This window comes from Sandarakinorhabdus sp., assembly GCF_051860625.1.
Lineage (GTDB): Bacteria > Pseudomonadota > Alphaproteobacteria > Sphingomonadales > Sphingomonadaceae > Sandarakinorhabdus.
In genome coordinates, this window is sequence record NZ_JBHYDQ010000003.1 from 33,680 (window position 1) to 55,562 (window position 21,883).

Below are 21,883 nucleotides of genomic sequence, written 5' to 3' on the forward strand. Positions count from 1 at the left end.
TGCGGTGCACAGGGCGCAATCCCTGGACGAAACGGCCAGACCGCCCGTCTGGCGGAACGCAAAGGTCAAACGCAAAGGTCAAACGCAAAGGTCACTGGCCCATGCGATACGGGCCAGTGACCGCCCATCCAGCGCACAGGCGCCACGGGGGGCAGCGACCCATGCGTGACATGGGTGGTGTCGGCAGGTGAGTGGTCCACCCCCCGACACGACCGCAGACCAGTGGGTGCCTGCGGTATCTCGTTAATTCACGCGCGCAGGGCGCCTGACAGATGGCGGTAAAGCGTATTGAACCCGCTATCCTTGCCGAACACTTTTACAATGCCGTTGGCTTCACACAGGTGGTTCACCCGGACACTGCGCTGCGTCATATTTGGGCTTGTCGCGATTATCCGTGCCTTCTCGTCCTGCTTTCGGATGCGCCTGACCAACTCCATGCTCGTCATGGCCGGCACTTCAAGATCGATCAGCGTCAGGTCGAACGTCACCTGCTGAGCCAGAAGCCATGCATCATGGCAATTGGACAAACTGGATACGATGTGCCCCTCTTCGACCAGTTTCGCCGACAGCGTCGTACGATACAAATAGTCTGCATCGACCAGCAGGATGCGCAGCGGCCGCCGCATGTTGCGGGCCAAATTTTCCGCAGCAATCACGCCGGCCTCAATCCTGGTTACACCCATCAGCAAAGCTCCGCTTTGAAAGGTGCGCGCCCGGTCTGACCCCAACCGGGCGCGCATTCACCACCAATCAGGACGCCACGGTAGTCGTGCGCCTGTGCCGGCGGGAAACTGCCCCGACGATGCCGAACCCGATGATGAACATCGCCCAGCTCTGCGGTTCGGGAACGACAGCCGTCAGGCCCGGAAGGCTATCACTGGAAAGAATGCCACCGGCGCGTGCCGAAAAACTGTTGATCGGCTGGTTGGCCGTGAAGCCCAAGGCGCTGGTAAGGTTGAGAAGGCTCATATTGAGATCAAATTCTGAGCCAGCTGCAAAATTCAGGAAGTCTGATGTTACAGTCGTGAAGTTCGCCCCACCACCAGGATTGGCGATTAGACTTGCTGTGTTGCCGCTGCCGGAAATACCGCCCCCGGTGAAATAATCGAATGACAGCAAGTTGGCACCTGCCGCATAAAATGTCTGCCCAACGGTGAGATCACTGAGGGTGCGGAACTTGATCTCACCCGCTTGCAGCGGCTGGACGATGGTACCAAAAAACTCCTGCGCCGGATCATTGATCGACATATCGACCAGCATCTCCGCTGCAAACGTGCCCAGAATGCTTGCAAACGTGCTGTTGCCAAATGTGAATTGGGTGGACACCCACAGCGGTGTCGTGCCGGAAGTGGCATTCGTGCTCACCATGCGACCAGTCGATGTGCTGGTTCTTGTGTAGTGGACATTGGTTCCCGGGTCTGGCGAAAAACTGGCGAGAGTAACGGCGGAAGCTGAACTTGCAGAAGCCAGCAGCAACGCTGACGTCAATAGACGAATGATGTTCATGGGGATGTCCTTTGCCCTGCTGAGACCTGAAAATTAAACCCTGCGCTTCATTAAGAAGCTTATGTTGATTACAGGGCTGCGCCTGATTCGTACGTGGCCTGCTGCTCAATTTGAGCAAGTTCTGTATCGCAACATGAAATCCTGGATTTCGGCGCCGGGAAGTGCACCGATGGCGATCCGGCAGGCCGTTGGCGGGCTTGCGTAAACAGGCCAACCATCCGGCCATGAGAGCGTCACGCAGCACGTACTTCGCCCGCTTGCGCTTACGCGGCGAAGCGCGGCAATTGCCGCAACAGCGCCAGAATGATCGGGCTGTTGAAATCGATGACCGCACCTGCGGACACACAGGAGATGGCCCCCATTGCCGCCAACTTCTCCAGCCGGCGGCGCATGGTTTGACGCGGCGTGCCCGTTGCCCGTGCCAACGAGCTTTGCGAGACCGGCACAAGGCTGACCAAGGGCAGGTCCTCGTCTTTCCGGCCGGCGGTGCGGTGCCAACGCTGCAGATTGGCAGCGCATATGGTGGCCAGTGTTACCAATTCGTCAGCGTTAAGCGATGTTTCGCGCTGCAATTCCTGCATCAGGACGGCCGTGTCGTTCGCCAACTGGTAAACCGTGGGCAGTTTTTCCCCGAGTATAAAAACCGCTGCATGAGTTGCAGGCACCGCGCCCGGTAACATTTCTCCGTTTGGCTGAACCAAACGCTCTCCCGGACTGGGTGAAGGAGCCGCCCGCTGCATTATCGTTGACTCTTGCGACCCAACCCAATGAGCAGGAAAAATAATCCTAAGCAGAAAATGATAAAAGACTTTACCGAAGCATCGACCATGCCGATATCGGCGTAATCAATGTATGAATAATCACATGATTCGAGAATAGGTAATAACCTCGTAATATTGCCCATTGAAAGAAACCCCCATGTGCTGACGAACTATCTGCAATACATCATATCGTTAATCATACGTCTCGCGGAATTCATTAGGCAAGAATACGGATGCTCATATTGAGCAGTTTGCAAAAATGTCGCATCTTTTAACCTTGCAATTAATGTGTTGATGGCGACATAAGTTAATGCTCGTTGCACGAGCATTGGCGCGCTTTCTGACCAAGCCGGGCAAAAGGCGCGCCGCCCCGCAGGGGTCGCCCGTCAGGGCGATGACGGTGATCGAGCTTGGTCGCAGAGCGCTCTGGCGCACCCGCCGGCGGCCGTTGGGATCCGCGCAACACGTCGGCAATGTTGCACCGCATCACGCCAACCAGACTCGCGCATATCCGCGAAGCCGCAGTGGCGCATTTCGGCCTGAACGCCAAAAGCCGTCGGCCGCTGGCGGCAGTGAACGGCTGATCGGTCGGCGCGCCTGTCCTACAGCGCTGGCCTGTGGCATGATTCAGGCTGTTCGACGCCAGGGGTGAGACGCGCTTTTTGCCGGGAAACTATTGGCAAAGCCTGTGCCAACAAACCTGCAAAAGGATAACTTTGATCACCTTGTAAAGTACAATTGCCGGGCCAAGTGAAGCGACTGGAAACAGAAAGGTGAATAATAACAGTTGCTTGGTCGAAAACCCCTCAATCCGTCAATTGCGGCAGCCGGCCGTTGGCCAAAGCGGATTTCACATGATCGATGAAGGCGCGCAGCTTGGGCAGCACTTGCGCATGGCCCGGATAATGCAGGAACAGGCCGGGGGAGGTCGGCGCCAGATGATCGAGCACGGTTTCCAGCCGGCCCGCGGCAATATCGGCCGCCACCAACGGCTCGCTGGTCTGCGCCAGGCCCATGTCACGCTGCACCAGCGCCAGCACGGTGGTGTAGTCATTCACGATCACCCGGCCCTTCACTGGCGCATCGATGCTGCGGTTGCCATCGGTCAGCCGCCACGGAAACAGGGTGGTGCCGCCGTTCAGCCGCTGGCGGATGCAATCATGGGCCCTCAGATCGGCTACGGTCTGCGGGCGACCATGGGCATCGAGATAGGCCGGCGTCCCCACGATGACATAGCGGAACGACGTGGACAGGCGCACGCTGATCATGTCGGCCTCCAGCAGCTCGCCGATGCGGATACCCGCATCGTGCCCGCTGGTGGCGAGATCGACCGTTGCATCCTCGGCCACCACCTCGACATCGACATCGGGATAAAGCGCACAGAAATCGGCAATGATCGGCTCGATCAGCAACGGCACCACGGCACGCGGCATGTTCAACCGCAACAGGCCCGATGGGCGCTCACCCAGGGTGCGGGCATCGTTCCAGGCCGCGATCAGGCTGGCCCAGGCCGGCGCGGCCTGCGCATGAAAACGCATCCCGGCCTCGGTCAGACCAACCGCACGGGTGGTGCGGATGAACAGCGGCACCCCGATCCGCTCCTCGAGCTGGCGGATGGTCTGGCTGATGGCGGACGGTGACACGCCCAGATCATCGGCCGCAGCGCGGAACGATCGCCGTTCGGCCACCCGCAGGAAGGCATCGAGGCCATCGAGCAGATTGCGCGGGATTATATAGCCAGGCTTCATGGGCCGCCCCGGATTGTGTGGATTATCTTGTGTCTGAGTGTGACTTAAAACCTGTTCATCGGCAACCCGATAGCAAAAGGAACCCAGACAATGAACATCTCCAGCTTCACCCTCGACCGCATCACCCTCGTTGGCCTGGCCATGGCTGGCCTGCTGCCCTTCCTGGCGCTCAGCCCAACGCCGGCGCGTGCCGCCGCCGTGGATTGCGCCGCCGAAGCCACCGCGCTGCGCAGCCAGGCGCATACCGCCGATCCCAAGGCCGCCGCCAAGGCGCTGAAACTGGTGCGGGTGGCCGAAAAGATCTGCGCCGAAGGCAATCGCTTCGAAGCCGGCAAGAAGTTCGCCCAGGCGCGCGGGCAGATCGATACCGGCGTGCAACTGGCGGATCGCCGCTGAGCCCTGCCGGGTGTCGCAGGCGGGCAGGGGCTGCCCCTCACCCCGCTCGCCTGCGGCGAGTCGCCCGCTCCCGCCCAAAGTCCTGCGGCGGGAGCGGGCAAAAGAAGGGCCGCGCTTCCGGGTGGAAGCGCGGCCCCATTTTCGGTTCAGGACAGGCGGATCAGTCGTTGCCGCCGGTCAGGAAGTTGGGCAGGCCGCTCGGCTCGCCTTCGTTGCTTTCGGCGTCGCGCGGCCGGCGTTCGGCGCGTTCGCCGCCACCATCACGGCGGGGCCCACGATCACGGTCGCCATCCCGGCGCGGGCCGCGGTCACGGTCACCGTCGCGGCGCGGGCCGCCCCGATCGCCATCCCGGCGCGGACCACGATCACCACGCGGACCGCGATCATCGCCACCTTCGCGGGGCGGGCGGGTGTCCGGCAATTCCTCGCCGGTTTCCTGATCGACCAGACGCATCGACAGCTTGACCTTGCCGCGATCGTCGATGCCGAGCACCTTCACCTTCACCTGCTGGCCTTCGGTCAGCACGTCCTTCACATTGGCGACACGCTCGTTCTTGATTTCCGAGATGTGGACCAGGCCATCCTTGGCGCCCATGAAATTCACGAACGCACCGAAATCGGCCATGTTCACCACCTTGCCGGTGTAGATTTTGCCCACTTCGGCTTCCTGGGTGATGCCTTCGATCCACTTGCGGGCGGCGGCAATCTGTTCCGGATCGCTGCTGCTGATCTTCACCGTGCCATCGTCTTCGATATCGACCTTGGCGCCGGTGGTGGCGACGATCTCGCGGATCACCTTGCCGCCGGTGCCGATGATGTCGCGGATCTTGTCCTTGGGCACCTGCATCGATTCGATGCGCGGCGCATGGGCGGACAGGCCTTCACGGGTGGAGTCGAGCGCCTTGGCCATTTCGCCCAGGATGTGGGCACGGCCATCACGCGCCTGATCGAGCGCGACGCGCATGATCTCTTCGGTGATCCCGGCGACCTTGATGTCCATCTGCAACGAGGTGACACCTTCGGACGTGCCGGCGACCTTGAAGTCCATGTCACCCAGATGATCTTCATCACCCAGGATATCGGAGAGGACGGCAAAGTCCTTGCCTTCCAGGATCAGACCCATGGCGATGCCGGCGCACGGACGCTTCAGCGGCACACCGGCGTCCATCAAGGCCAGCGAACCACCGCAGACGGTGGCCATCGACGACGAGCCATTCGACTCGGTGATGTCGGCCAGCACGCGGATCGTGTAGGGGAACTCTTCCTTGGCCGGCAGCAGCGGATGCAGCGCCCGCCACGCCAGCTTGCCGTGGCCGACTTCGCGGCGGCCCGGCGCGCCGAAGCGGCCGACTTCACCCACCGAATAGGGGGGGAAGTTGTAGTGCAGCATGAAGCGTTCATATTTCAGGCCATCAAGGCCGTCGATCATCTGCTCCGCATCGGCCGTGCCCAGCGTCGTGGTGACGATGGCTTGGGTTTCGCCGCGGGTGAACAACGCCGAGCCATGGGTGCGCGGCAGCAGGCCCACCATGGCCTCGATCGGGCGCACCGTCTTGGTGTCGCGACCGTCGATGCGGCGGCCTTCCTTCAGGATGGCACCGCGCACGATATTGGCTTCCAGCTTCTTGAACAGCTTGCCGGCCTTCATCTGCTCCTGCGGCGTGCCATCGGCAAACACGGTCTTGGCCTTGGCCTTGGCTTCGGCCAGCGCGGCCTGCCGATCAGACTTGGCGGTGATGCGATAGGCGGCATCGATATCGGCGCCGATCGCCTTCTGCAGCTTGGTCAGCATCGCCTTGTCGTCGGTAACGGCCAGATCCCAGGGATCCTTGGCGGCCTTCTCGGCAAGGCGGATGATGGCATCGATCACCGGCTGGAAGGACCGGTGCGCAAACATCACGCCCTTCAGCATCTCGTCTTCCGAAAGCTCCTTGGCTTCGGATTCGACCATCATCACCGCATCAGCAGTGCCGGCGACGACGAGATCGAGGCTGCCTTCCTTCACCTGCGCCTTGGTGGGGTTCAGGATATATTCGCCATCGATGTAACCGACACGGGCACCCGCGATGGGGCCCATGAACGGCACGCCGGACAGGGTGAGCGCAGCCGACGCCGCGATCAGAGCCAGCATATCGCCTTCGGCTTCGCCATCATAGCTCAGCACATGGGCGATCACGTTGATCTCGTTGTAGAAACCTTCCGGGAACAGTGGGCGCAGCGGGCGATCGATCAGGCGGCTGGTGAGCGTTTCATGCTCGGTAGCGCCGCGCTCGCGCTTGAAAAAGCCGCCGGGGATGCGGCCGGCTGCCGAATATTTTTCCTGATAGTGCACGGTGAGCGGGAAGAAATCCTGCCCCTCCTTCACCGATTTGGCGGCGGTGACGGCGCACAGCACCACGGTTTCGCCCAGGGTGGCGACAATGGCAGCATCCGCCTGACGGGCAATGCGACCGGTTTCCAGGGTCAGCTTGCGGCCGCCCCAGTTGAGTTCTTCTTTGTGAATGGTGAACATGATCTTCTTCTTTTCCTGGCGACGGGCCCGATTGCCGGTCGCCAACAGCGTGTGTGCCGCCCTTGTGGCAGCGCCGGCCCCGACACGCGAATTCGTGAAGAGCCGGATAAACGAACGGCCCCGAAATGGGGCCGTTCCGGTTGTGGGCTTACTTGCGCAGGCCCAGCTTGGTGATCAGCGCGGTGTAACGCGCTGCATCTTTCTTCTTGAGATAATCCAGCAGCGAACGGCGCGTGTTGACCAGAACCAGCAGGCCGCGCCGGCTGTGATTGTCCTTGCCGTGCGTCTTGAAATGCTCGGTCAGGTTGACAATGCGTTCCGTCAATATGGCCACCTGAACTTCCGGCGAACCGGTGTCGCCCGGGCTGCGGGCATTGCCACTGATGATTTCGGCTTTCTTTTCGGCGGATACCGACATCGTGTTACTCCTTCAATCGAGGTTGAACCCGCGCAGCACCCGCACCTCACCCTGATGGGCCTCGACCAGTGCAACGGGAACAGAACCGTTGCAGGCGAGATGGGTGCCGTTGCTGGCTGGGTGCCCGACAAGCCTGCGCCCCTGATGGAGTGCCGCCGCTTCGTCTGGCGTGATATGCAGAGCCGGGATGTCGTCCAGCCCTGCCATCAATGGCAAGAGTGCCTGTTCTGGGGAGGGCCCCTGCACCAATGCGGCCAGATTGTCCAGCGATATCGCCTGTGCCAGCGTGAACGGGCCGGACTTGGTGCGCCGCAACATGGTGACATGGCCAACGGTGCCGAGCGCATAGGCGATGTCGCGCGCCAGGCTGCGGATATAGGTGCCCTTCGACACATGGGTGCTGAAGGTGGCGCTGTCCGGCGTGGTGGCGGTGAGGGTGAGTTCGTGGATCGTGAGCTGGCGGGGGGCAAGCGTGACCTCGGCGCCGGCCCGGGCGAGTGCATAGGCGCGCTTGCCATCGATCTTCAACGCCGAGTAGGCCGGCGGCACCTGGTTGATCGGCCCGGTGAAGCGCGGCAGCACGGCCTGGATCGCGGCTGCGTCGGGCCGCACGTCGCTGGTGGCAATGATGTCGCCTTCGGCATCCAATGTGCTGGTCTCGCTGCCGAATTGCACCGTGAAATCATAGGCCTTGGCGGCATCGAGCATGCGGCCGGCCAATTTGGTGGCCTCCCCCAGCGCGATCGGCAACACGCCGGTGGCCAGCGGATCGAGCGTGCCGCCATGGCCGATGCGCGGGATGGGCATGCCAGTGGTGCGAAAAATCCGCTTCACCGCCGCCACACCCTGCGCACTGGTCAGGCCGAGTGGCTTGTCGAGGATGATCCAGCCGTTGAGCGACATCAGCAGGCCAGCGCCCGCACATGGCCGGCGTCGGCATAGGCAAGGATGTTGCGGTCGCTGGTCAGCAGCAGGAGATCTTCGACGCGGGCCTGGGCGACCAGCAGACGGTCGGCTGGATCACGATGGAAGGGTTCCGGCAGGCTTGCAGCAGCCAGGGCTGATTCCCACGACAGATCGAGGGCTTCGGCGCGGAAATTCTCCAGGAAGCGCTGCAGCCAGCCGCGCGTGTCACCGCGAAACAACTGGCGCGTGTTGCCGGTCCGCGTTGCCAGCGTCCCGATTTCCCAGGCCGAAACCGACGACACCAGCAAACGACCGGCCGGGCTGCGCACCGCTTCGCGACAGGCAGCCGAAACCGGCATGCCCTCGCTCAGCCGCAAGATGACATTGGTATCGAGCAACAGATCAACAGATCGATTCACTCGAAGCTCGAGGCCGACGTTTCGACAAGCGCAGCCATCTCCTTGCCAAGTTCGGTGAAGTCGGCATCCAGGGTGGCGAAATCGGTTTCGGAAAGGCCGGTGCTGCCCTTCATGCAGCCGAACGGATCGAACGAGGGGCCGGGCGCATGATTACCTTCGAAGTGCAGCGTGACATAGGCCTTGCCGCGGCGGGTAACATTGATCCGATCCAGGCGGCGCGCTGCGCCAGCGGCCATCAGGTCCAGGCATTGCGCCTTGAACTGGCTTGCAGACAGGGTGAGTTCGCGGGGCATGGGGTTGGTCCTGCCGATGAAATGGCCATTTCGATATGACCATTTCAGTGCAAAATTGCAATCGAAGGCTTAATCCTCGTCCTCGATGCTGTCCGCCAGGCTCTTCCACGGCTTCGCCGGCGCCTTGGTGACTGGCGGCAGGTCGCGGGCGATGTCCGGGCGTTGCAGGATCGCATCGATGCGGGCGCCGGCGTCAAAACTCTCATCGCGGCGGAACGTCAGGTCCGGCGTGTATTTCGTCGCCAGCCGCTTGGCCACTTCGCCGCGCAGCCAGCCGCGATGCTGGCCAAGCGCCTTCACCACCGCTTCATCGTCGCCGTTCGACGCCTTCACGAATACCAGCGCCTGGCGCAGATCGGGCGTCACCCGCACTTCCGACACCGAAATGATCGTGCGGGTGATCACATCGTCGCGCAGGTCGCCGCGCGCGATGATTTCGGCGAGCGCGTGGCGCACCTGCTCGCCGATGCGCTGCAGGCGGATCGGGCGACCTTGGGAATCGGCGTTGGTGGGCAATATGGGCTTGGGCATCGGCACGAATTCCTCCCCTCCCGCTGGCGGGAGGGGCCGGGGGTGGGCAAAATCGGGGCGGGCATTCGTTCCCACCCCCAACCCCTCCCGCAGGCGGGAGGGGAGCAGATCAGAGCGTGCGTTCCTTCATCTCGACTTCGTAGGTCTCGATGATGTCACCGGCCTTCACATCCGACGAATCGGCCAGCGTGATGCCGCATTCCAGGCCAACCTTCACTTCGGGCACATCTTCCTTGAAGCGGCGCAGCGAGGCGATCGAGCCGGTGTAGATGATGACATCGTCGCGCATGACACGCGCACGCAGCGCCTTCTTGATATAACCTTCGGTAACGCGCAAACCGGCCGCCTTGCCGACCTTGCCGGCCTGGAAAACCTCCAGCACCTGGGCACGGCCCACCACGGTTTCAAAGGCTTCGGGACCAAGCTGCCCGGCCATCGCCGCCTTCACTTCGTCGATCAGATCATAGATGACGTCATAATATTTCAACGCCACCTGATCGCGCTGGGCAATTTCGCGTGCCTTGGCATTGGCCCGCACATTGAACCCGATCACCGGCGCGCCGCTGGCCTTGGCCAGGGTGACGTCGCTTTCGGTTATGCCGCCGGTGCTGGCAATCAGCACCTTGGCGCGGATCTGGTCGCTGCCGATCTTGTTCACGGCACCGGCAATGGCTTCGGCCGAACCTTGCGTGTCGGCCTTGATGACCAGCGGATATTCCTGAACCTTCTTGGCGCGCAGCACCGAGAACATGTCTTCCAGACGCGCCGGGCCATTGGCACCGGTGCGCTTGGCGGTGGCGAGGCCAGCCCGATATTCCGCGACTTCGCGGGCACGGGCTTCGTCTTCGACCACGGTGACCAGATCGCCCGCCAGCGGCACGCCGTTCAGGCCGAGCACTTCGACGGCCGAGGATGGGCCGGCCTCCTTCACCTGCACGCCCTTGTCATCGGTCAGGGCGCGCACGCGGCCCCATTCCTGGCCCATCACGAAGATGTCACCGCGCTTGAGCGTCCCGCGGCCGACCAGCACGGTGGCAAGCGGGCCCTTGCCCTTGTCGAGCCGTGCTTCGATCACCGTGCCTTCGGCGCTGCGGGCCGGATTGGCGCGCAATTCCAGCACTTCGGCCTGCAGCAGGATTTTCTCCAGCAGGTCATCAAGGCCGATTTTCTGGGTGGCGGAAATCTCGGCGCTCATCACGTCGCCGCCCATTTCTTCCACCTGCACATCCTGTTGCAGCAGGGCGGTGCGGATGCGGCCGGCATCGGCACCGGTCTTGTCCATCTTGTTGATGGCCACGATCATCGGCACGCCGGCGGCCTTGGTGTGCTGAATGGCCTCGATGGTCTGCGGCATGATCCCGTCATCCCAGGCCACCACCAGCACGACGATATCCGTCACCCCGGCACCGCGGGCGCGCATCTGGGTGAAGGCTTCGTGGCCCGGCGTATCCAGGAAGGTGATCTTCTGCTTGTCCTTGGTGACGATCTGATAAGCGCCGATCTGCTGCGTGATGCCGCCGGCTTCGCCCTTGACCACATTCGATCCGCGCAGCGCATCGAGCAAGCTGGTCTTGCCGTGATCGACATGGCCCATGATGGTGACCACCGGCGGACGTGGGCTCATATCCTCTTCGATGTCGGCAGCGCCGACCATACCCTTTTCGACATCGCTTTCCGACACGCGGATGATGTTGTGGCCGAACTCGTTCAGCACCAGTTCGGCGGTGTCCTGATCGATTTCCTCCAGCGCCGCTGCCGGCACGCCCAGGCGGGCGAGCAGACGCACGACATTGTTGGTGCGCTCGGCCATGCGGTTGGCGAGTTCCTGCACGGTAATCATGTCCGGCACGGTCACGTCGCGCACCTGCTTGGCCTGGCTGCCCAGCCGGCCGCGTTCCTTTTCGCGGGCACGGCGCAGCGCTGCCAGGCTGCGCACACGCGTGCTGCCTTCATCATCCAGCGCGCGCGTAACGGTCAGCTTGCCGGACTTGCGGCGATCGTCGGCCCCTTTGACGAGGCGCTGCGGCTTGGGCGCTTCCGGCTTGCGGCCGGGGATGATGCGCACGCGCATGCTGTCGTCGTCGTCTTCCATCGCGCTGGGCGGGATGACCATGCCGTCGGCATCCATTTCCGGCTGCGGATCGGGACGCGTCGCAAGCTCTTCGGCGGCCAGGCGCTTTTCATCAATGCGGCGGCGCTCTTCCTCTTCGCGCGCGGCACGCTCCTGCTCTTCGCGGATGCGCACCTCTTCCATCAGGCGCAGCCGGTCTTCCTCGGCCTGGCGCGCATACATGGCCGCCATTTCGGCCGGCGTCATGCGGCCCTTTTGCGGCGCGGTGGGCTGCGGCGGCTGGCGGTTGCCGGCACGTTGGCCCGCACCACCTTGCGGCGGACGGCCCTGCTGGCCGGTCCGCTGCTGCGGGGCTGCGGGACGCGGTGCGGTCGCGGCTGGCTTTGGTTCTGCAGCAACCGGCGCCGTAGGTTGCGGCGCAACCGTTTGCGGGGCGTCCGCCTGCTTCGGTTCGGGTGCCTTGGCTTCCGGCGCAGCGGGGGCCGGCTTTGGCGGCGCCGGCACACGCTCCACCGGCCGGAACGTGACCGGCGGCGGCATCTGGGGGCGGGGCGCAGCCGGCTCGGCAGCGCGCGCCGTCACCGGCGGTTCTGCGGCAGGAGGCGCCACAGGCTCTGGCGCACGCGCCACGGGCGGGGGTGCTGGTGCTGGGGTTGGCGCTGGGGTTGGCGCGGGCGCCGGTGCCGGTGCCGGCTCCGGTGCTGCGGCTGGCGCATCGCCGGGGCGATGCAGCACACGCGTGCGTTTCACTTCCACGACGACCTGTTTGGTGCGTCCATGGCTGAATTGCTGCTTGACCTTGCCGACCTCGACCGACTTGTTCAGGCCGAGGGGGGCACGCATGCCAAGCTTGGGTTTGTTGTCGTCACTCATTGTCCGCGCCTAATGCCTCTCAAGGGTGCCTGCCGCAACCTCTGTTGCGCCGCCCGTCTGTTCAAACTTCGTCTCTGTTTCACTGTGCGCCGGGGCGAAGCCGCCCCAGCGGTCGATATCGGCCAGCACGCGCGCTGCCGCGGCCTTTTCGGTGATGGCGGCATGCACCACATTGTCCCGGCCCAATGCCGCCGACAGCGCGTCGCGCGACATCGGCAAGCGGCGCTGGGCGATGTCTTCGCCCAGCGTTTCGCCCACCGCGCGGGCCATGCCGTCCAGCCGGTCGGCGCCATCCGGACGGGCATCGCCGGCGTGCAGCACCAGCCACACCTTCCCGGCGCGCAGCGCTTCGCGCACCCGCTCTTCCCCGACAATAAGGTTGCCGGCGCGCTTTTCCAACCCGAGCCGGGCCAGCAGGCGTTGCCGCAAGCTGGCTTCGATGCGGTCGCCGATGTCATCGGGCAGCGTGAAGCTGTTGGCCTTGAAAGCGCGCGCCAACGCGCCCCGCAACCGGCCGCGCGCCGCCACATCATCAAACAGGCCACGATCCGCGCTGATCCAGGCGCCGCGACCCGGCAGCCGTTCCGACCAATCGGCAGCCACCTGACCATCCGGCCCCAGCGCCAGCCGGATAAGGCTGGCGCGCGGCGCAGTTTCCCCGGTCAGGATACAGCGGCGTTCGCTATCCTTGTTCGGGGTCTTTTCCAGGGCAGCCGGCGGTTCCGGCGTCAGGCGATCATTGGCTTCCATCCGCTGATGCGTCCTCCCCATCAGCAGATTCGGCACCGACGGACTCCTCGTCAGCAAACCAGTGCGCACGCGCCGCCATGATGATGCGGTTGCCATCATCCTCGGTCAGGCCGAAATCCTTCAGCACGCCGCCGCGGCCGACCAGTTCGTCGGTGGCGAGATCGCCCAGATCATCGAGGGTGCGGATATTTTTCTTGCCCAGCACCACCAACATGGCCTCGGTCAACCCGTCGATGGCAGCGAGATCGTCCTCCACGCCAAGACCGCGACGCTCTTCGCGGGCAACAGCTTCGCGGCGCTCCAGGGCTTCGATGGCGCGGTTCTGCAGTTCGGTGCCCAGATCCTCGTCAAAGCCTTCGATGCCGGCGATTTCGGCGAGCTCGACATAGGCGACCTCTTCCAGTTCAGAAAAGCCTTCGGCCACCAGCAGTTGCGCCAGGGTTTCATCGACATCCAGTTCGGTCTGGAACAGTTCGGACTTCTCGACGAATTCCTTCTGCCGGCGCTCGCTTTCGTCGGCTTCGGTCATGATGTCGATCTGCTTGCCGGTCAGCGCGCTGGCCAGCCGCACATTCTGGCCGCGGCGGCCGATGGCAAGGGAAAGCTGATCGTCGGGCACCACCACGTCGATGCGGTTGTCTTCCTCGTCCAGCACCACCTTGGCAACTTCGGCCGGCTGCAGCGCGTTCACCACGAAGGTTGCGGTGTCGGGCGACCAGGGGATGATGTCGATCTTTTCGCCCTGCAATTCCTGCACCACCGCCTGCACGCGGCTGCCCTTCATGCCGACGCAGGCGCCGACCGGATCGATGCTGCTGTCGCGGCTGATCACGCCGATCTTGGCGCGGCTGCCCGGATCGCGGGCCACGGCCTTGATCTCGATGATACCGTCGTAAATCTCCGGCACTTCCTGGGCGAACAATTTCTTCATGAAGTCGCCGTGCGCGCGGGACAGGAAAATCTGTGGGCCGCGCGGTTCACGGCGCACGCTGGCGATCAGGCTGCGCACCCGATCACCAGGCTTCAGCACTTCGCGCGGGATCTGCTGGTCGCGGCGGATCACGCCCTCGGCCTTGCCAAGATCAACAACCACGTGGCCGAATTCGGCGCGCTTGACGACACCGGTGATGATCTCGCCCTGGCGGTCCTTGAACTCTTCGAACTGGCGCTCCCGCTCGGCATCGCGCACCTTCTGCACGATCACCTGTTTGGCGCCTTGCGCGGCGATGCGACCGAACTCCACCGGCGGCAGCGGATCGACGACATAGCTGCCCAATTCGGCGCTGGCGTCTTTCTTGGTCGCGTCCTTCAGGCTGATCTGCTTGAAGAAATCTTCCGGTTCCTCAACCACTTCCAGCACACGCCACAGCCGGGTTTCACCCGATTTGGGATCGATCTTGGCGCGAATGTCGTTCTCGGCGCCATAACGTGCACGGGCGGCGCGCTGGATGGCGTCTTCCATCGCCTCGATCACGATGCCGCGATCGATGCTCTTCTCGCGCGCCACCGCATCGGCAATAGCGAGCAATTCGGCGCGGTTGGCCGTCAGGGATGTGGCGTGTGCAGTGGCGATAGCCATCTTCAGTCCTCCGAAAGATCGTGGTCGGGGGTTTCATTGTCATTGTCCGCAGCAGCGCCGCTTTCAATGATTTCGTCGGCGCCGGTGGTGTCCAGCGGGCGGGTGGCGGCAATCAGCCGTTCGGTCAGCACCAGCTTGGCGGCGCGGATATTGGCCATCGGCAGGCGCAGCACCTGGCCGGACTTGCCGGTGAGCAGCACATCGTCGCCATCCAGCGCGGTGATGTCGCCATGGGCGCGGGCGCGGCCGTCCACCATCGGCTCCAGCTTCATGCGGGCTTCGTGGCCCACCCAGTTCTGCCAATCGATGGCGCGGGTCAGCGGCCGGTCGATGCCGGGGGAGGAGACTTCCAGCGCATATTCGCTCGCGATCGGGTCGGCTTCTTCCAGTGGCAGATCGAGCGCGCGCGACAAGGCGGCACACTGATCGAGCGTCAACTGCCCGGTGGCCGGGTCTTCGGCCATCACCTGCAGCGTCATTGCGCCATTTTGCCCCGAAAGCTGGATGCGCACCAGGGCAAGGCCCATCGCCGCCACGACAGGCGCGATGATATCATCCAGGCGGGCATCGAGATCGGTCTGGGTCAAAGGCTTGCGTCTCCGGTCGGTGGTGTTGGGGCTGCACGGCAAGCGGTCTGGCGCCACGCAGCGGAGCCGCGCAGCCTGCAAACCATCAGCCATGCAGGAATGAAAGGGCCTATACGCCGTTCGTGAGGAGCCGGCAAGCGTGCTGAACAATGTGGCGCCGTTAACCCTTTTCCCTCTTAACGGCCGCGTGTTTATCCTGTATCCACCGTTACCGTTAACAGGAAATTAACCATTTGCGGGGTGTCTCGATGTTGCGTGCCAGCATGTTTGTCACAGTGGCGATTCTGGCTCTGGCAGGGCCGGCCACCGCCACGACCGTGTTCATCAATGATCCGGATGTGCGTATCACCGCTATCGACACGCTGGTGCTTGGTGCGAAATATCGCATGTCGAACACCAATTTCGATCTGTCGCTAGATGCAGGCGGCGGTACGCAGAATGTGCCGGGTGGGCCGAATTTCATCAGCACAAACCTTGGCAACAACGCCTCGCTCAACAATGTGACCTTTGCCTTCAGCCTGCGCCATATCGCTGGCCAAGGCATCGTCTTCAGCATGACCAACCCCAGCAATGTGGTGCGCAGCCTGGCGTGGGGCAGCTTCACCCCGGCGCTGCCAACGGCGCCAACCGTGGCTGCGGCGCAATTGCTGGCGTCGGCAGCGACCGGTGAAACCCCGGGCGATCTGCTCTCTCCCGGTCAATTGCCGATGAACACGCTGCACCTCGAAGTGACCAGCCTGCAGCGGTCAGGCCAGAATTACACCCCTGTCATCAGCCTGTCCGATGTGGCCTTTGCAGCCACCGGCGTGACTCAGCAGGGCAGCTTGATCACCTCGCAGATCGTCACACCTGAAACCAATCTGACCAATCCCAATTTCAACGAAGTCGGCCCTGGCTGGGCGTCGCAATGGCTGGTCACCAACGGCAATTTCTGGGCGTTCGATTGGGCGGTGACCGGCAATGTCAACATGGCCTACACAGGCTCGCCGGGCAGCGTTGATGAATTCGTGAAATTCGGCATTTCGGGCAAGCAGGCGGCCTTCACCGGCATCAACATCACCGGCGGTGTGCCGGAACCGTCCAGTTGGGCCATGTTGATTGCCGGATTCGGCCTGGTGGGTGCGGTAATGCGTCGCCGTCGCCCAGCGCTGGCCTGATCACGCGCTGCTACGTCGTTGCTGCCCTTAACAAGACTTATTCCGTCGCCTATACAGCGATGAAACGAGGCTTTCACGGGGCGAAACTCATGGCAAATATTCTGGGCAATCTCACGCAGGCGCTGTTTCTGGGCCTGGGGCTGCTGGTGGCGGTGATCGCGGCGTTCCACGGCGGTTATATCGGCGGCGATCTATATGCGTGGGGCAATGGCTTCCTGCGATTCGTGCACACCTGGGCCGGCGTGCTGTGGATTGGCCTGCTCTATTATTTCAATTTCGTGCAGATCCCGACGATGCCGTCGGTGCCGGCCGATCTGAAGCCCGGCGTGACCAAATATATCGCCCCCAAGGCGCTGCTGTTCTTCCGCCACGCCGCATTGTTGACCGTGGTGATCGGTCTGGCGATTGCTGGCCACAACGGCTATATCGTGCAGGCGTTCACCTTCGGCGAAGGCTTCCGGGTCATCGGCCTCGGCATGTACCTGGGCCTGATCATGGCAGCATTCGTTTGGTTCGTGATCTGGCCAAACCAGAAGATTGCGCTGGGCCTGGTCGATGGCACGGCCGATGAAAAGGCCAAGGCTGGCAAGACGGCAATGCTGTTTTCGCGCACCAATTTCGTTCTGTCGTTCCCGATGCTGTATTGCATGATCACGCAGGGCAACGGCCTGACACTCTGAAACGGCCAACGGCTAACGTCACATGAAGGGCCGGTCCGCGTGTTGCGGGCTGGCCCTTTCCTATGGCGCCTCGATGTTCCGCCGGCTCATGGTCAGACGTTGCGCGGCCGCGCCGCGGACCCGTCCGCCGGCGCACAGTCCGGAAGTTCGGCATAGCTTGCCCGTCGGCCATTGCGGCTGATCCACACCCGCAGCGACGCATATTCCGGGCAGGATTTGTAGCGCCAGCGAAATTCCCAGCCATCGGCCCATTGCTGGCCTTCACGCGCCGCAAACGCGCTGCTCGGCACGCCGGACCGCACATGATATTGTTTCGCCAACCGATCGGCGAGCGCTTCGGCCGCCGGCGCATCGATATCCGGATCATAAAGCCCCAGCGCCAGTGATCCGCCGGCCAGGGCAGCGATGATGATCAGAACGATGCGGCGGCGGGTCACCCATATCTTGTGCACCAAGCGGCCCGGTGACAAAAGGGGGAGCGTCATTGCGCGGCGATGGCGCGCAAAGCTGACGGCCCCAAGTGGCAATCGCGTTGACAAGCCCTGGGTCATCCATTACCGACCCGCCTTCGCATGAGCCGGGGTCTACCGATTCTGGCTGCGCGTTTGTTTGAACCATATTTCTAAGGTTGAAGTCATGTTCGCAGTGGTGCGCACCGGCGGCAAGCAATACCGGGTCGCCGACGGTGACAAGATCATCGTCGAGAAAATCGATGGGGATGCCGGCGCTGCCGTGAATCTCGAAACCCTGATGGTCGGCGAAGGTGCCGATCTCACGATGGGTGGGGCCGTCACGGCCGAAATCGTCGCCCAGACCAAGGGCGATAAGGTGATCATCTTCAAAAAGAAGCGTCGCCACAATTATCGCCGCAAGAACGGTCATCGCCAGCAGCTGACCGTGCTGAAAATCACGTCGGTCGCGTAAGGACACAAACCCATGGCTCACAAGAAAGCAGGCGGCTCGTCCAGGAACGGCCGTGATTCGGAAAGCAAGCGCCTGGGCGTCAAGCGCTTCGGCGGCCAGGCGGTCAACGCCGGCACCATCATCATCCGTCAGCGCGGCACCCCCACCCATGCCGGCCGCAATGTCGGCGTTGGCAAGGATCACACGCTGTATGCGCTGAGCACCGGCACCGTGGAATTCCACACCGGCAAGCTTGGCCGCAAATATGTGTCGGTCAATCCGGTGGCGGAACCGCTCGCGGCTGAATAAGCCCGGCTCTTTCCCGCTTATTTGACAAAGGGGAGCTGGGCGACCGGCTCCCCTTTTGTTTTGGAACAACCCCGCGATGCAGTTTCTCGATCAGGCCAAGATCTTCCTGTCGTCCGGTGCTGGCGGCGACGGATCGGTGTCCTTCCGCCGCGAGAAGTTCGTCGAATATGGCGGCCCCGATGGCGGCGATGGCGGCAAGGGCGGCGATGTCATCTTTGAATGTGTCGACGGCCTCAACACGCTGATCGATTTCCGTTATTCGCAGCATTTCAAAGCCAAGCGCGGCGAACATGGCATGGGTCGCAACCGCACTGGCGCCGGCGGCAATGATCTGCTGATCAAGGTGCCGGTGGGCACGCAGATCCTGGCCGACGATGAAGAACGCACGCTGATCGTCGACATGACCACCGTGGGCCAGCGCGCCATCCTGCTGAAGGGCGGCGACGGCGGCAAGGGCAATGATCATTACAAGACCAGCACCAACCGCGCGCCGCGCCAGTTCCAGCCGGGCTTTCCCGGCAAGGAATTGTGGGTGTGGCTGCGGCTGAAGCTGCTGGCCGATGTCGGCCTGGTCGGCCAGCCGAATGTGGGCAAATCCAGCCTGATCAACGCGATTTCCAACACCAAGGCCAAGGTCGGCAATTATGCCTTCACGACGCTGAAACCACAGCTCGGCGTGGTCGCCCACAAGGGCCAGGAACTGGTGATGGCCGATATTCCGGGCCTGATTGCCGGCGCTGCCGATGGCGTCGGCATCGGTGACCGCTTTCTGGGCCATATCGAACGCTGCCGCGTGCTGCTGCATCTGGTTGACGCCAGCCTGCCCGGCCCGGTCGCCCAATGGGAAACCGTGCGCGAGGAACTCGCCGCCTATGGCAATGGCCTCGATCGCAAGCCGGAGATACTGGCGCTTTCCAAGACCGATCTGGTGACGCCCCAGGCGCTGGCCGCCAAGAAGCGCGCGCTGGAACAGGCGAGCGGCGCGCCGGTATTCTGCATCAGCGCAGCGACAAAAAAGGGGGTGGAGCCTGTGCTCGATCGCCTGATGGAAATCGCTGGCCGGTCGCAGGCGACGCGCACGACCGGCGGAGATCGGCCGTGGTCGCCGCTGTAACACCCACGCCTGCCGCCGCCTTGGATCCCGCTGTCTGTCCGCGGCTGGTGGTGAAAATCGGCTCGGCGCTGCTGGTTGATCACGCTGGTACCGTGCGCACAGACTGGCTGGCCGGCGTGGTCACCGACATCGCTGAACGCCGCAGCCAGGGCCAGCAGATCGTCATCGTATCGTCCGGCGCCATTGCGCTTGGTGCACGCCGGCTGGGGTTGGAGCGCGGCGGCCGCGCCAGCCTGGAGGATGCCCAGGCCGCCGCTGCGGTGGGGCAGGTGGCCCTTGCCGGCGTATGGGAAGCGCTGCTGGCTGCCCAGGGCCTGATCGCCGCGCAGGTGCTGCTGACGCTGGGTGATCTGGAAGACCGGCGGCGTTATTTGAACGTTGCGGCCACCATCGCGCGATTGCTCGATTTGGGCGCCGTGCCAGTGCTGAACGAGAATGACACGGTCGCCACCGCCGAAATCCGTTTTGGCGACAATGATCGGCTGGCGGCGCGCGCTGGACAGGCGGCGGGGGCGATGGGCGTGATCCTGCTGTCCGATGTCGATGGCCTTTTTACCGCCAACCCCGCCAGCGATGCCAGCGCGACGCGCATTCCGGTGGTCAAGGCGCTGACACCCGATGTGATGGCGATGGCGACGGGTGAGACAAAGTCGGGCATGGGATCGGGCGGCATGGCGGCCAAATTGCTGGCCGCCCGCATGGCCGGTGCGGCGGGCATTGCGCTTGCCATCTGTGACGGGCGGGTCGACCGGCCGCTCACGCATTTTGCTGCGAGCGGCGGCGGCACGCTGTTCCTGCCGCCACGCAGCGCCAAAGGCCGCAAGGCCTGGCTGGCGGGGCGCATCACCGTGGCCGGTACGATCACGGTGGATGCCGGCGCCGCGTCGGCCCTGCGCCGCGGCGCCTCGTTGCTGGCAGCCGGCGTGCGCGCGGTGGATGGCCCGTTCCAGCGCGGCGATGTGGTGGCAATTGTCGGCCCCGACGGCGAACTGCTCGGGCGCGGTCTGGCTGGTTATGATGCCGACGATGCCGCCACGATCATGGGCCTGCGCAACGATGCCCACGCCGCCGCACTGGGCTATGCCCCGCGCGCTGCCATGGTGCATGCCGATCATCTGGTGCTGATATGAACATGATCCATGATATGGCCCGCGCTGCTAGGGCTGCTCTGCCGGCGCTGGCCGCCGCTTCGACCGCGCAAAAGGCGCAGGCCATCCGCACCGCAGCCACCGCCATCCGCGCCCGCGCAGCCGAACTGCTCGCCGCCAATGCCAACGATGTCATCGCCGCTGCGGGGCTGTCGGCTGCCCTGGTGGACCGGCTGGCGCTGGATGCTTCCCGCGTTGATGGCATCGCCGCCGGGCTGGACACGGTGGCAGGCCTGGCTGATCCCGTCGGCGAAGTGATCGCGCGTTGGGAACGGCCCAATGGCCTGCAGTTCAGCCGGGTGCGGGTGCCGCTGGGCGTGATCGGCATCATATACGAAAGCCGACCCGGCGTGACCGCCGATGCGGCAGCATTATGCCTGATGGCCGGCAATGCCTGCCTGCTGCGCGGTGGCAGCGAAGCGGCGCGGTCGAACGCGGTGCTGCTGGATTGCATGGCGATTGGCCTGCGCGACGCCGGCCTGCCGGCCGCGGCCGTGCAGATGGTCCCCGCCGGAGACCGTGCTCTGGTGGGCGACATGCTGGCCGCACACGGCCTGATCGACGTGATCATCCCGCGCGGCGGCAAGGGTCTGGTGGCACGCGTCCAGGCCGAAGCCCGTGTGCCGGTGCTGGCGCATCTGGATGGCATCAATCATGTCTATGTCGATGCAAGCGCTGATCCGGACAAGGCCGTGGCGATTGTGGTCAACAGCAAGCTGCGCCGCACGGCGGTGTGCGGGGCGATGGAAACCCTGCTGATCGATGTTGCCGCGCCCGTTGTCCTCAAACAGCAATTGGTGGCGGCGCTGCTCGATGGCGATTGCGAAGTGCGCGGCGATGCCGCCATCCAGTCGCTGGACCCGCGCGTGCAGCCCGCCGCGCCGGAAGATTGGGACACCGAATATCTGGATGCCATCGCCAGCGTCGCGCAAGTTGCCGGCGTTGACGGCGCCATTGCCCACATCGCCGCCCACGGCAGCCAGCACACCGAAAGCGTGATTGCGCAGGATGCCGGCGTTGCCGAAACCTTCCTCGCCCGCGTCGATGCCGCGATCGTGCTGCACAATGCCTCCACGCAGTTCGCCGATGGCGGCGAGTTCGGCTTCGGCGCAGAGATCGGCATTGCGACGGGCCGCCTGCACGCGCGCGGCCCGGTGGCGCTGGAGGGGCTGACCATCTTCAAGACCCTCGTGCGCGGCACTGGCCAGGTGCGGCCGTGATG

General features: G+C 63.7%; 24 protein-coding genes. 9 read left to right on the plus strand and 15 right to left on the minus strand.

The window, feature by feature from the left end:
* Nucleotides 1-248: 248 nt before the first annotated feature.
* From ACTIEZ_RS04180 to ACTIEZ_RS04190, 3 genes are all read right to left on the minus strand, one after another.
* Complete coding sequence (locus ACTIEZ_RS04180; protein ID WP_439545402.1) at nucleotides 249-740, minus strand: response regulator; 492 nt, start codon at nucleotides 738-740, stop codon at nucleotides 249-251.
* Between the two features lie 10 nt (nucleotides 741-750).
* The gene (locus tag ACTIEZ_RS04185) at nucleotides 751-1,506 is read right to left on the minus strand and encodes a PEPxxWA-CTERM sorting domain-containing protein (protein ID WP_439545403.1); all 756 of its coding nucleotides are present in this window, start codon (nucleotides 1,504-1,506) and stop codon (nucleotides 751-753) included.
* Nucleotides 1,507-1,769: 263 nt separating this feature from the next.
* Nucleotides 1,770-2,207 carry a hypothetical protein gene (locus ACTIEZ_RS04190; protein WP_439545404.1) on the minus strand — a complete coding sequence of 146 codons (438 nt, stop codon included), beginning with the start codon at nucleotides 2,205-2,207 and terminating at the stop codon, nucleotides 1,770-1,772.
* Nucleotides 2,208-2,677: 470 nt separating this feature from the next.
* On the opposite strand from ACTIEZ_RS04190, the gene ACTIEZ_RS04195 reads away from it, so the two are divergent.
* Nucleotides 2,678-2,851 (plus strand): hypothetical protein, encoded by a 174-nt coding sequence (locus tag ACTIEZ_RS04195; RefSeq protein WP_439545405.1) that lies wholly within the window; start codon nucleotides 2,678-2,680, stop codon nucleotides 2,849-2,851.
* Between the two features lie 222 nt (nucleotides 2,852-3,073).
* Here ACTIEZ_RS04195 and ACTIEZ_RS04200 read toward each other — a convergent pair whose 3' ends face one another.
* Complete coding sequence (locus tag ACTIEZ_RS04200) at nucleotides 3,074-4,015, minus strand: LysR family transcriptional regulator (RefSeq protein ID WP_439545406.1); 942 nt, start codon at nucleotides 4,013-4,015, stop codon at nucleotides 3,074-3,076.
* Nucleotides 4,016-4,105: 90 nt separating this feature from the next.
* Here ACTIEZ_RS04200 and ACTIEZ_RS04205 point away from each other — a divergent pair, with 90 nt between their 5' ends.
* Nucleotides 4,106-4,411, plus strand: a complete 306-nt coding sequence (locus ACTIEZ_RS04205; RefSeq protein ID WP_439545407.1) for a hypothetical protein — start codon at nucleotides 4,106-4,108, stop codon at nucleotides 4,409-4,411.
* 160 nt (nucleotides 4,412-4,571) lie between these two features.
* Here the strand turns inward: ACTIEZ_RS04205 and pnp are convergent, their stop codons facing one another.
* The 10 genes from pnp to ACTIEZ_RS04255 all read right to left on the minus strand — a co-directional run bounded on the left by pnp (nucleotide 4,572) and on the right by ACTIEZ_RS04255 (nucleotide 15,350).
* Complete coding sequence (pnp, locus tag ACTIEZ_RS04210; RefSeq protein WP_439545408.1) at nucleotides 4,572-6,923, minus strand: polyribonucleotide nucleotidyltransferase; 2,352 nt, start codon at nucleotides 6,921-6,923, stop codon at nucleotides 4,572-4,574.
* 148 nt (nucleotides 6,924-7,071) lie between these two features.
* Nucleotides 7,072-7,341 (minus strand): 30S ribosomal protein S15, encoded by a 270-nt coding sequence (rpsO, locus tag ACTIEZ_RS04215; protein WP_439545409.1) that lies wholly within the window; start codon nucleotides 7,339-7,341, stop codon nucleotides 7,072-7,074.
* 12 nt (nucleotides 7,342-7,353) lie between these two features.
* Nucleotides 7,354-8,244, minus strand: coding sequence for a tRNA pseudouridine(55) synthase TruB (gene truB, locus ACTIEZ_RS04220; protein WP_439545410.1), 891 nt, complete (start codon nucleotides 8,242-8,244; stop codon nucleotides 7,354-7,356).
* Nucleotides 8,244-8,666, minus strand: a complete 423-nt coding sequence (locus ACTIEZ_RS04225; protein WP_439545411.1) for a type II toxin-antitoxin system VapC family toxin — start codon at nucleotides 8,664-8,666, stop codon at nucleotides 8,244-8,246. Before ACTIEZ_RS04225 ends, truB begins: the two co-directional genes overlap by 1 nt.
* Nucleotides 8,663-8,959: a hypothetical protein gene (locus ACTIEZ_RS04230; RefSeq protein ID WP_439545412.1), complete on the minus strand. Its 297-nt coding sequence runs from the start codon at nucleotides 8,957-8,959 to the stop codon at nucleotides 8,663-8,665. Before ACTIEZ_RS04230 ends, ACTIEZ_RS04225 begins: the two co-directional genes overlap by 4 nt.
* A 69-nt stretch (nucleotides 8,960-9,028) precedes the next feature.
* Nucleotides 9,029-9,490: a 30S ribosome-binding factor RbfA gene (gene rbfA / locus ACTIEZ_RS04235; RefSeq protein ID WP_439545589.1), complete on the minus strand. Its 462-nt coding sequence runs from the start codon at nucleotides 9,488-9,490 to the stop codon at nucleotides 9,029-9,031.
* Between the two features lie 109 nt (nucleotides 9,491-9,599).
* A complete protein-coding gene (gene infB, locus ACTIEZ_RS04240) occupies nucleotides 9,600-12,434 on the minus strand; it encodes a translation initiation factor IF-2 (protein ID WP_439545413.1) in 2,835 nt (944 codons plus the stop codon).
* Nucleotides 12,435-12,443: 9 nt separating this feature from the next.
* The gene (locus tag ACTIEZ_RS04245) at nucleotides 12,444-13,205 is read right to left on the minus strand and encodes a DUF448 domain-containing protein (RefSeq protein WP_439545414.1); all 762 of its coding nucleotides are present in this window, start codon (nucleotides 13,203-13,205) and stop codon (nucleotides 12,444-12,446) included.
* Nucleotides 13,171-14,763, minus strand: a complete 1,593-nt coding sequence (nusA, locus tag ACTIEZ_RS04250; RefSeq protein WP_439545415.1) for a transcription termination factor NusA — start codon at nucleotides 14,761-14,763, stop codon at nucleotides 13,171-13,173. The genes ACTIEZ_RS04245 and nusA overlap by 35 nt, the downstream gene beginning before the upstream one ends.
* Nucleotides 14,764-14,765: 2 nt before the next feature.
* Nucleotides 14,766-15,350: a ribosome maturation factor gene (locus tag ACTIEZ_RS04255; RefSeq protein WP_439545590.1), complete on the minus strand. Its 585-nt coding sequence runs from the start codon at nucleotides 15,348-15,350 to the stop codon at nucleotides 14,766-14,768.
* 248 nt (nucleotides 15,351-15,598) lie between these two features.
* On the opposite strand from ACTIEZ_RS04255, the gene ACTIEZ_RS04260 reads away from it, so the two are divergent.
* A complete protein-coding gene (locus tag ACTIEZ_RS04260) occupies nucleotides 15,599-16,507 on the plus strand; it encodes a PEPxxWA-CTERM sorting domain-containing protein (RefSeq protein ID WP_439545416.1) in 909 nt (302 codons plus the stop codon).
* A gap of 89 nt (nucleotides 16,508-16,596) precedes the next feature.
* Nucleotides 16,597-17,187 (plus strand): urate hydroxylase PuuD, encoded by a 591-nt coding sequence (locus ACTIEZ_RS04265; RefSeq protein WP_439545417.1) that lies wholly within the window; start codon nucleotides 16,597-16,599, stop codon nucleotides 17,185-17,187.
* A 92-nt stretch (nucleotides 17,188-17,279) separates the two neighbouring features.
* Here ACTIEZ_RS04265 and ACTIEZ_RS04270 read toward each other — a convergent pair whose 3' ends face one another.
* Nucleotides 17,280-17,672, minus strand: a complete 393-nt coding sequence (locus ACTIEZ_RS04270) for a hypothetical protein (protein WP_439545418.1) — start codon at nucleotides 17,670-17,672, stop codon at nucleotides 17,280-17,282.
* A gap of 151 nt (nucleotides 17,673-17,823) precedes the next feature.
* Here ACTIEZ_RS04270 and rplU point away from each other — a divergent pair, with 151 nt between their 5' ends.
* From rplU to ACTIEZ_RS04295, 5 genes are all read left to right on the plus strand, one after another.
* Entirely contained in the window at nucleotides 17,824-18,111 is a 288-nt protein-coding gene (gene rplU, locus ACTIEZ_RS04275; RefSeq protein WP_439545419.1) for a 50S ribosomal protein L21, read from the plus strand.
* 12 nt (nucleotides 18,112-18,123) lie between these two features.
* Nucleotides 18,124-18,399: a 50S ribosomal protein L27 gene (gene rpmA / locus ACTIEZ_RS04280; protein WP_353200525.1), complete on the plus strand. Its 276-nt coding sequence runs from the start codon at nucleotides 18,124-18,126 to the stop codon at nucleotides 18,397-18,399.
* Nucleotides 18,400-18,475: 76 nt separating this feature from the next.
* Complete coding sequence (gene obgE, locus ACTIEZ_RS04285) at nucleotides 18,476-19,513, plus strand: GTPase ObgE (protein ID WP_439545420.1); 1,038 nt, start codon at nucleotides 18,476-18,478, stop codon at nucleotides 19,511-19,513.
* A 20-nt stretch (nucleotides 19,514-19,533) separates the two neighbouring features.
* On the plus strand, nucleotides 19,534-20,643 hold the full coding sequence (proB, locus tag ACTIEZ_RS04290) for a glutamate 5-kinase (protein ID WP_439545421.1): 1,110 nt from the start codon (nucleotides 19,534-19,536) through the stop codon (nucleotides 20,641-20,643).
* Entirely contained in the window at nucleotides 20,640-21,881 is a 1,242-nt protein-coding gene (locus tag ACTIEZ_RS04295) for a glutamate-5-semialdehyde dehydrogenase (protein WP_439545422.1), read from the plus strand. Before proB ends, ACTIEZ_RS04295 begins: the two co-directional genes overlap by 4 nt.
* Nucleotides 21,882-21,883: the final 2 nt, after the last annotated feature.

Coding starts and splice junctions, on each gene's coding strand:
- rpmA (WP_353200525.1), top strand. CDS start 18,124: ATGGCTCACAAGAAAGCAGGCGGCTCGTCCAGGAACGGCCGTGATTCG.
- ACTIEZ_RS04265 (WP_439545417.1), top strand. CDS start 16,597: ATGGCAAATATTCTGGGCAATCTCACGCAGGCGCTGTTTCTGGGCCTG.
- infB (WP_439545413.1), bottom strand. CDS start 12,434: ATGAGTGACGACAACAAACCCAAGCTTGGCATGCGTGCCCCCCTCGGC.
- ACTIEZ_RS04295 (WP_439545422.1), top strand. CDS start 20,640: ATGAACATGATCCATGATATGGCCCGCGCTGCTAGGGCTGCTCTGCCG.
- pnp (WP_439545408.1), bottom strand. CDS start 6,923: ATGTTCACCATTCACAAAGAAGAACTCAACTGGGGCGGCCGCAAGCTG.
- truB (WP_439545410.1), bottom strand. CDS start 8,244: ATGTCGCTCAACGGCTGGATCATCCTCGACAAGCCACTCGGCCTGACC.
- rplU (WP_439545419.1), top strand. CDS start 17,824: ATGTTCGCAGTGGTGCGCACCGGCGGCAAGCAATACCGGGTCGCCGAC.
- obgE (WP_439545420.1), top strand. CDS start 18,476: ATGCAGTTTCTCGATCAGGCCAAGATCTTCCTGTCGTCCGGTGCTGGC.
- ACTIEZ_RS04180 (WP_439545402.1), bottom strand. CDS start 740: ATGCGCGCCCGGTTGGGGTCAGACCGGGCGCGCACCTTTCAAAGCGGA.
- nusA (WP_439545415.1), bottom strand. CDS start 14,763: ATGGCTATCGCCACTGCACACGCCACATCCCTGACGGCCAACCGCGCC.
- ACTIEZ_RS04205 (WP_439545407.1), top strand. CDS start 4,106: ATGAACATCTCCAGCTTCACCCTCGACCGCATCACCCTCGTTGGCCTG.
- rbfA (WP_439545589.1), bottom strand. CDS start 9,490: ATGCCCAAGCCCATATTGCCCACCAACGCCGATTCCCAAGGTCGCCCG.
- ACTIEZ_RS04270 (WP_439545418.1), bottom strand. CDS start 17,672: ATGACGCTCCCCCTTTTGTCACCGGGCCGCTTGGTGCACAAGATATGG.
- rpsO (WP_439545409.1), bottom strand. CDS start 7,341: ATGTCGGTATCCGCCGAAAAGAAAGCCGAAATCATCAGTGGCAATGCC.
- ACTIEZ_RS04245 (WP_439545414.1), bottom strand. CDS start 13,205: ATGGGGAGGACGCATCAGCGGATGGAAGCCAATGATCGCCTGACGCCG.
- ACTIEZ_RS04200 (WP_439545406.1), bottom strand. CDS start 4,015: ATGAAGCCTGGCTATATAATCCCGCGCAATCTGCTCGATGGCCTCGAT.
- ACTIEZ_RS04230 (WP_439545412.1), bottom strand. CDS start 8,959: ATGCCCCGCGAACTCACCCTGTCTGCAAGCCAGTTCAAGGCGCAATGC.
- ACTIEZ_RS04260 (WP_439545416.1), top strand. CDS start 15,599: ATGTTGCGTGCCAGCATGTTTGTCACAGTGGCGATTCTGGCTCTGGCA.
- ACTIEZ_RS04185 (WP_439545403.1), bottom strand. CDS start 1,506: ATGAACATCATTCGTCTATTGACGTCAGCGTTGCTGCTGGCTTCTGCA.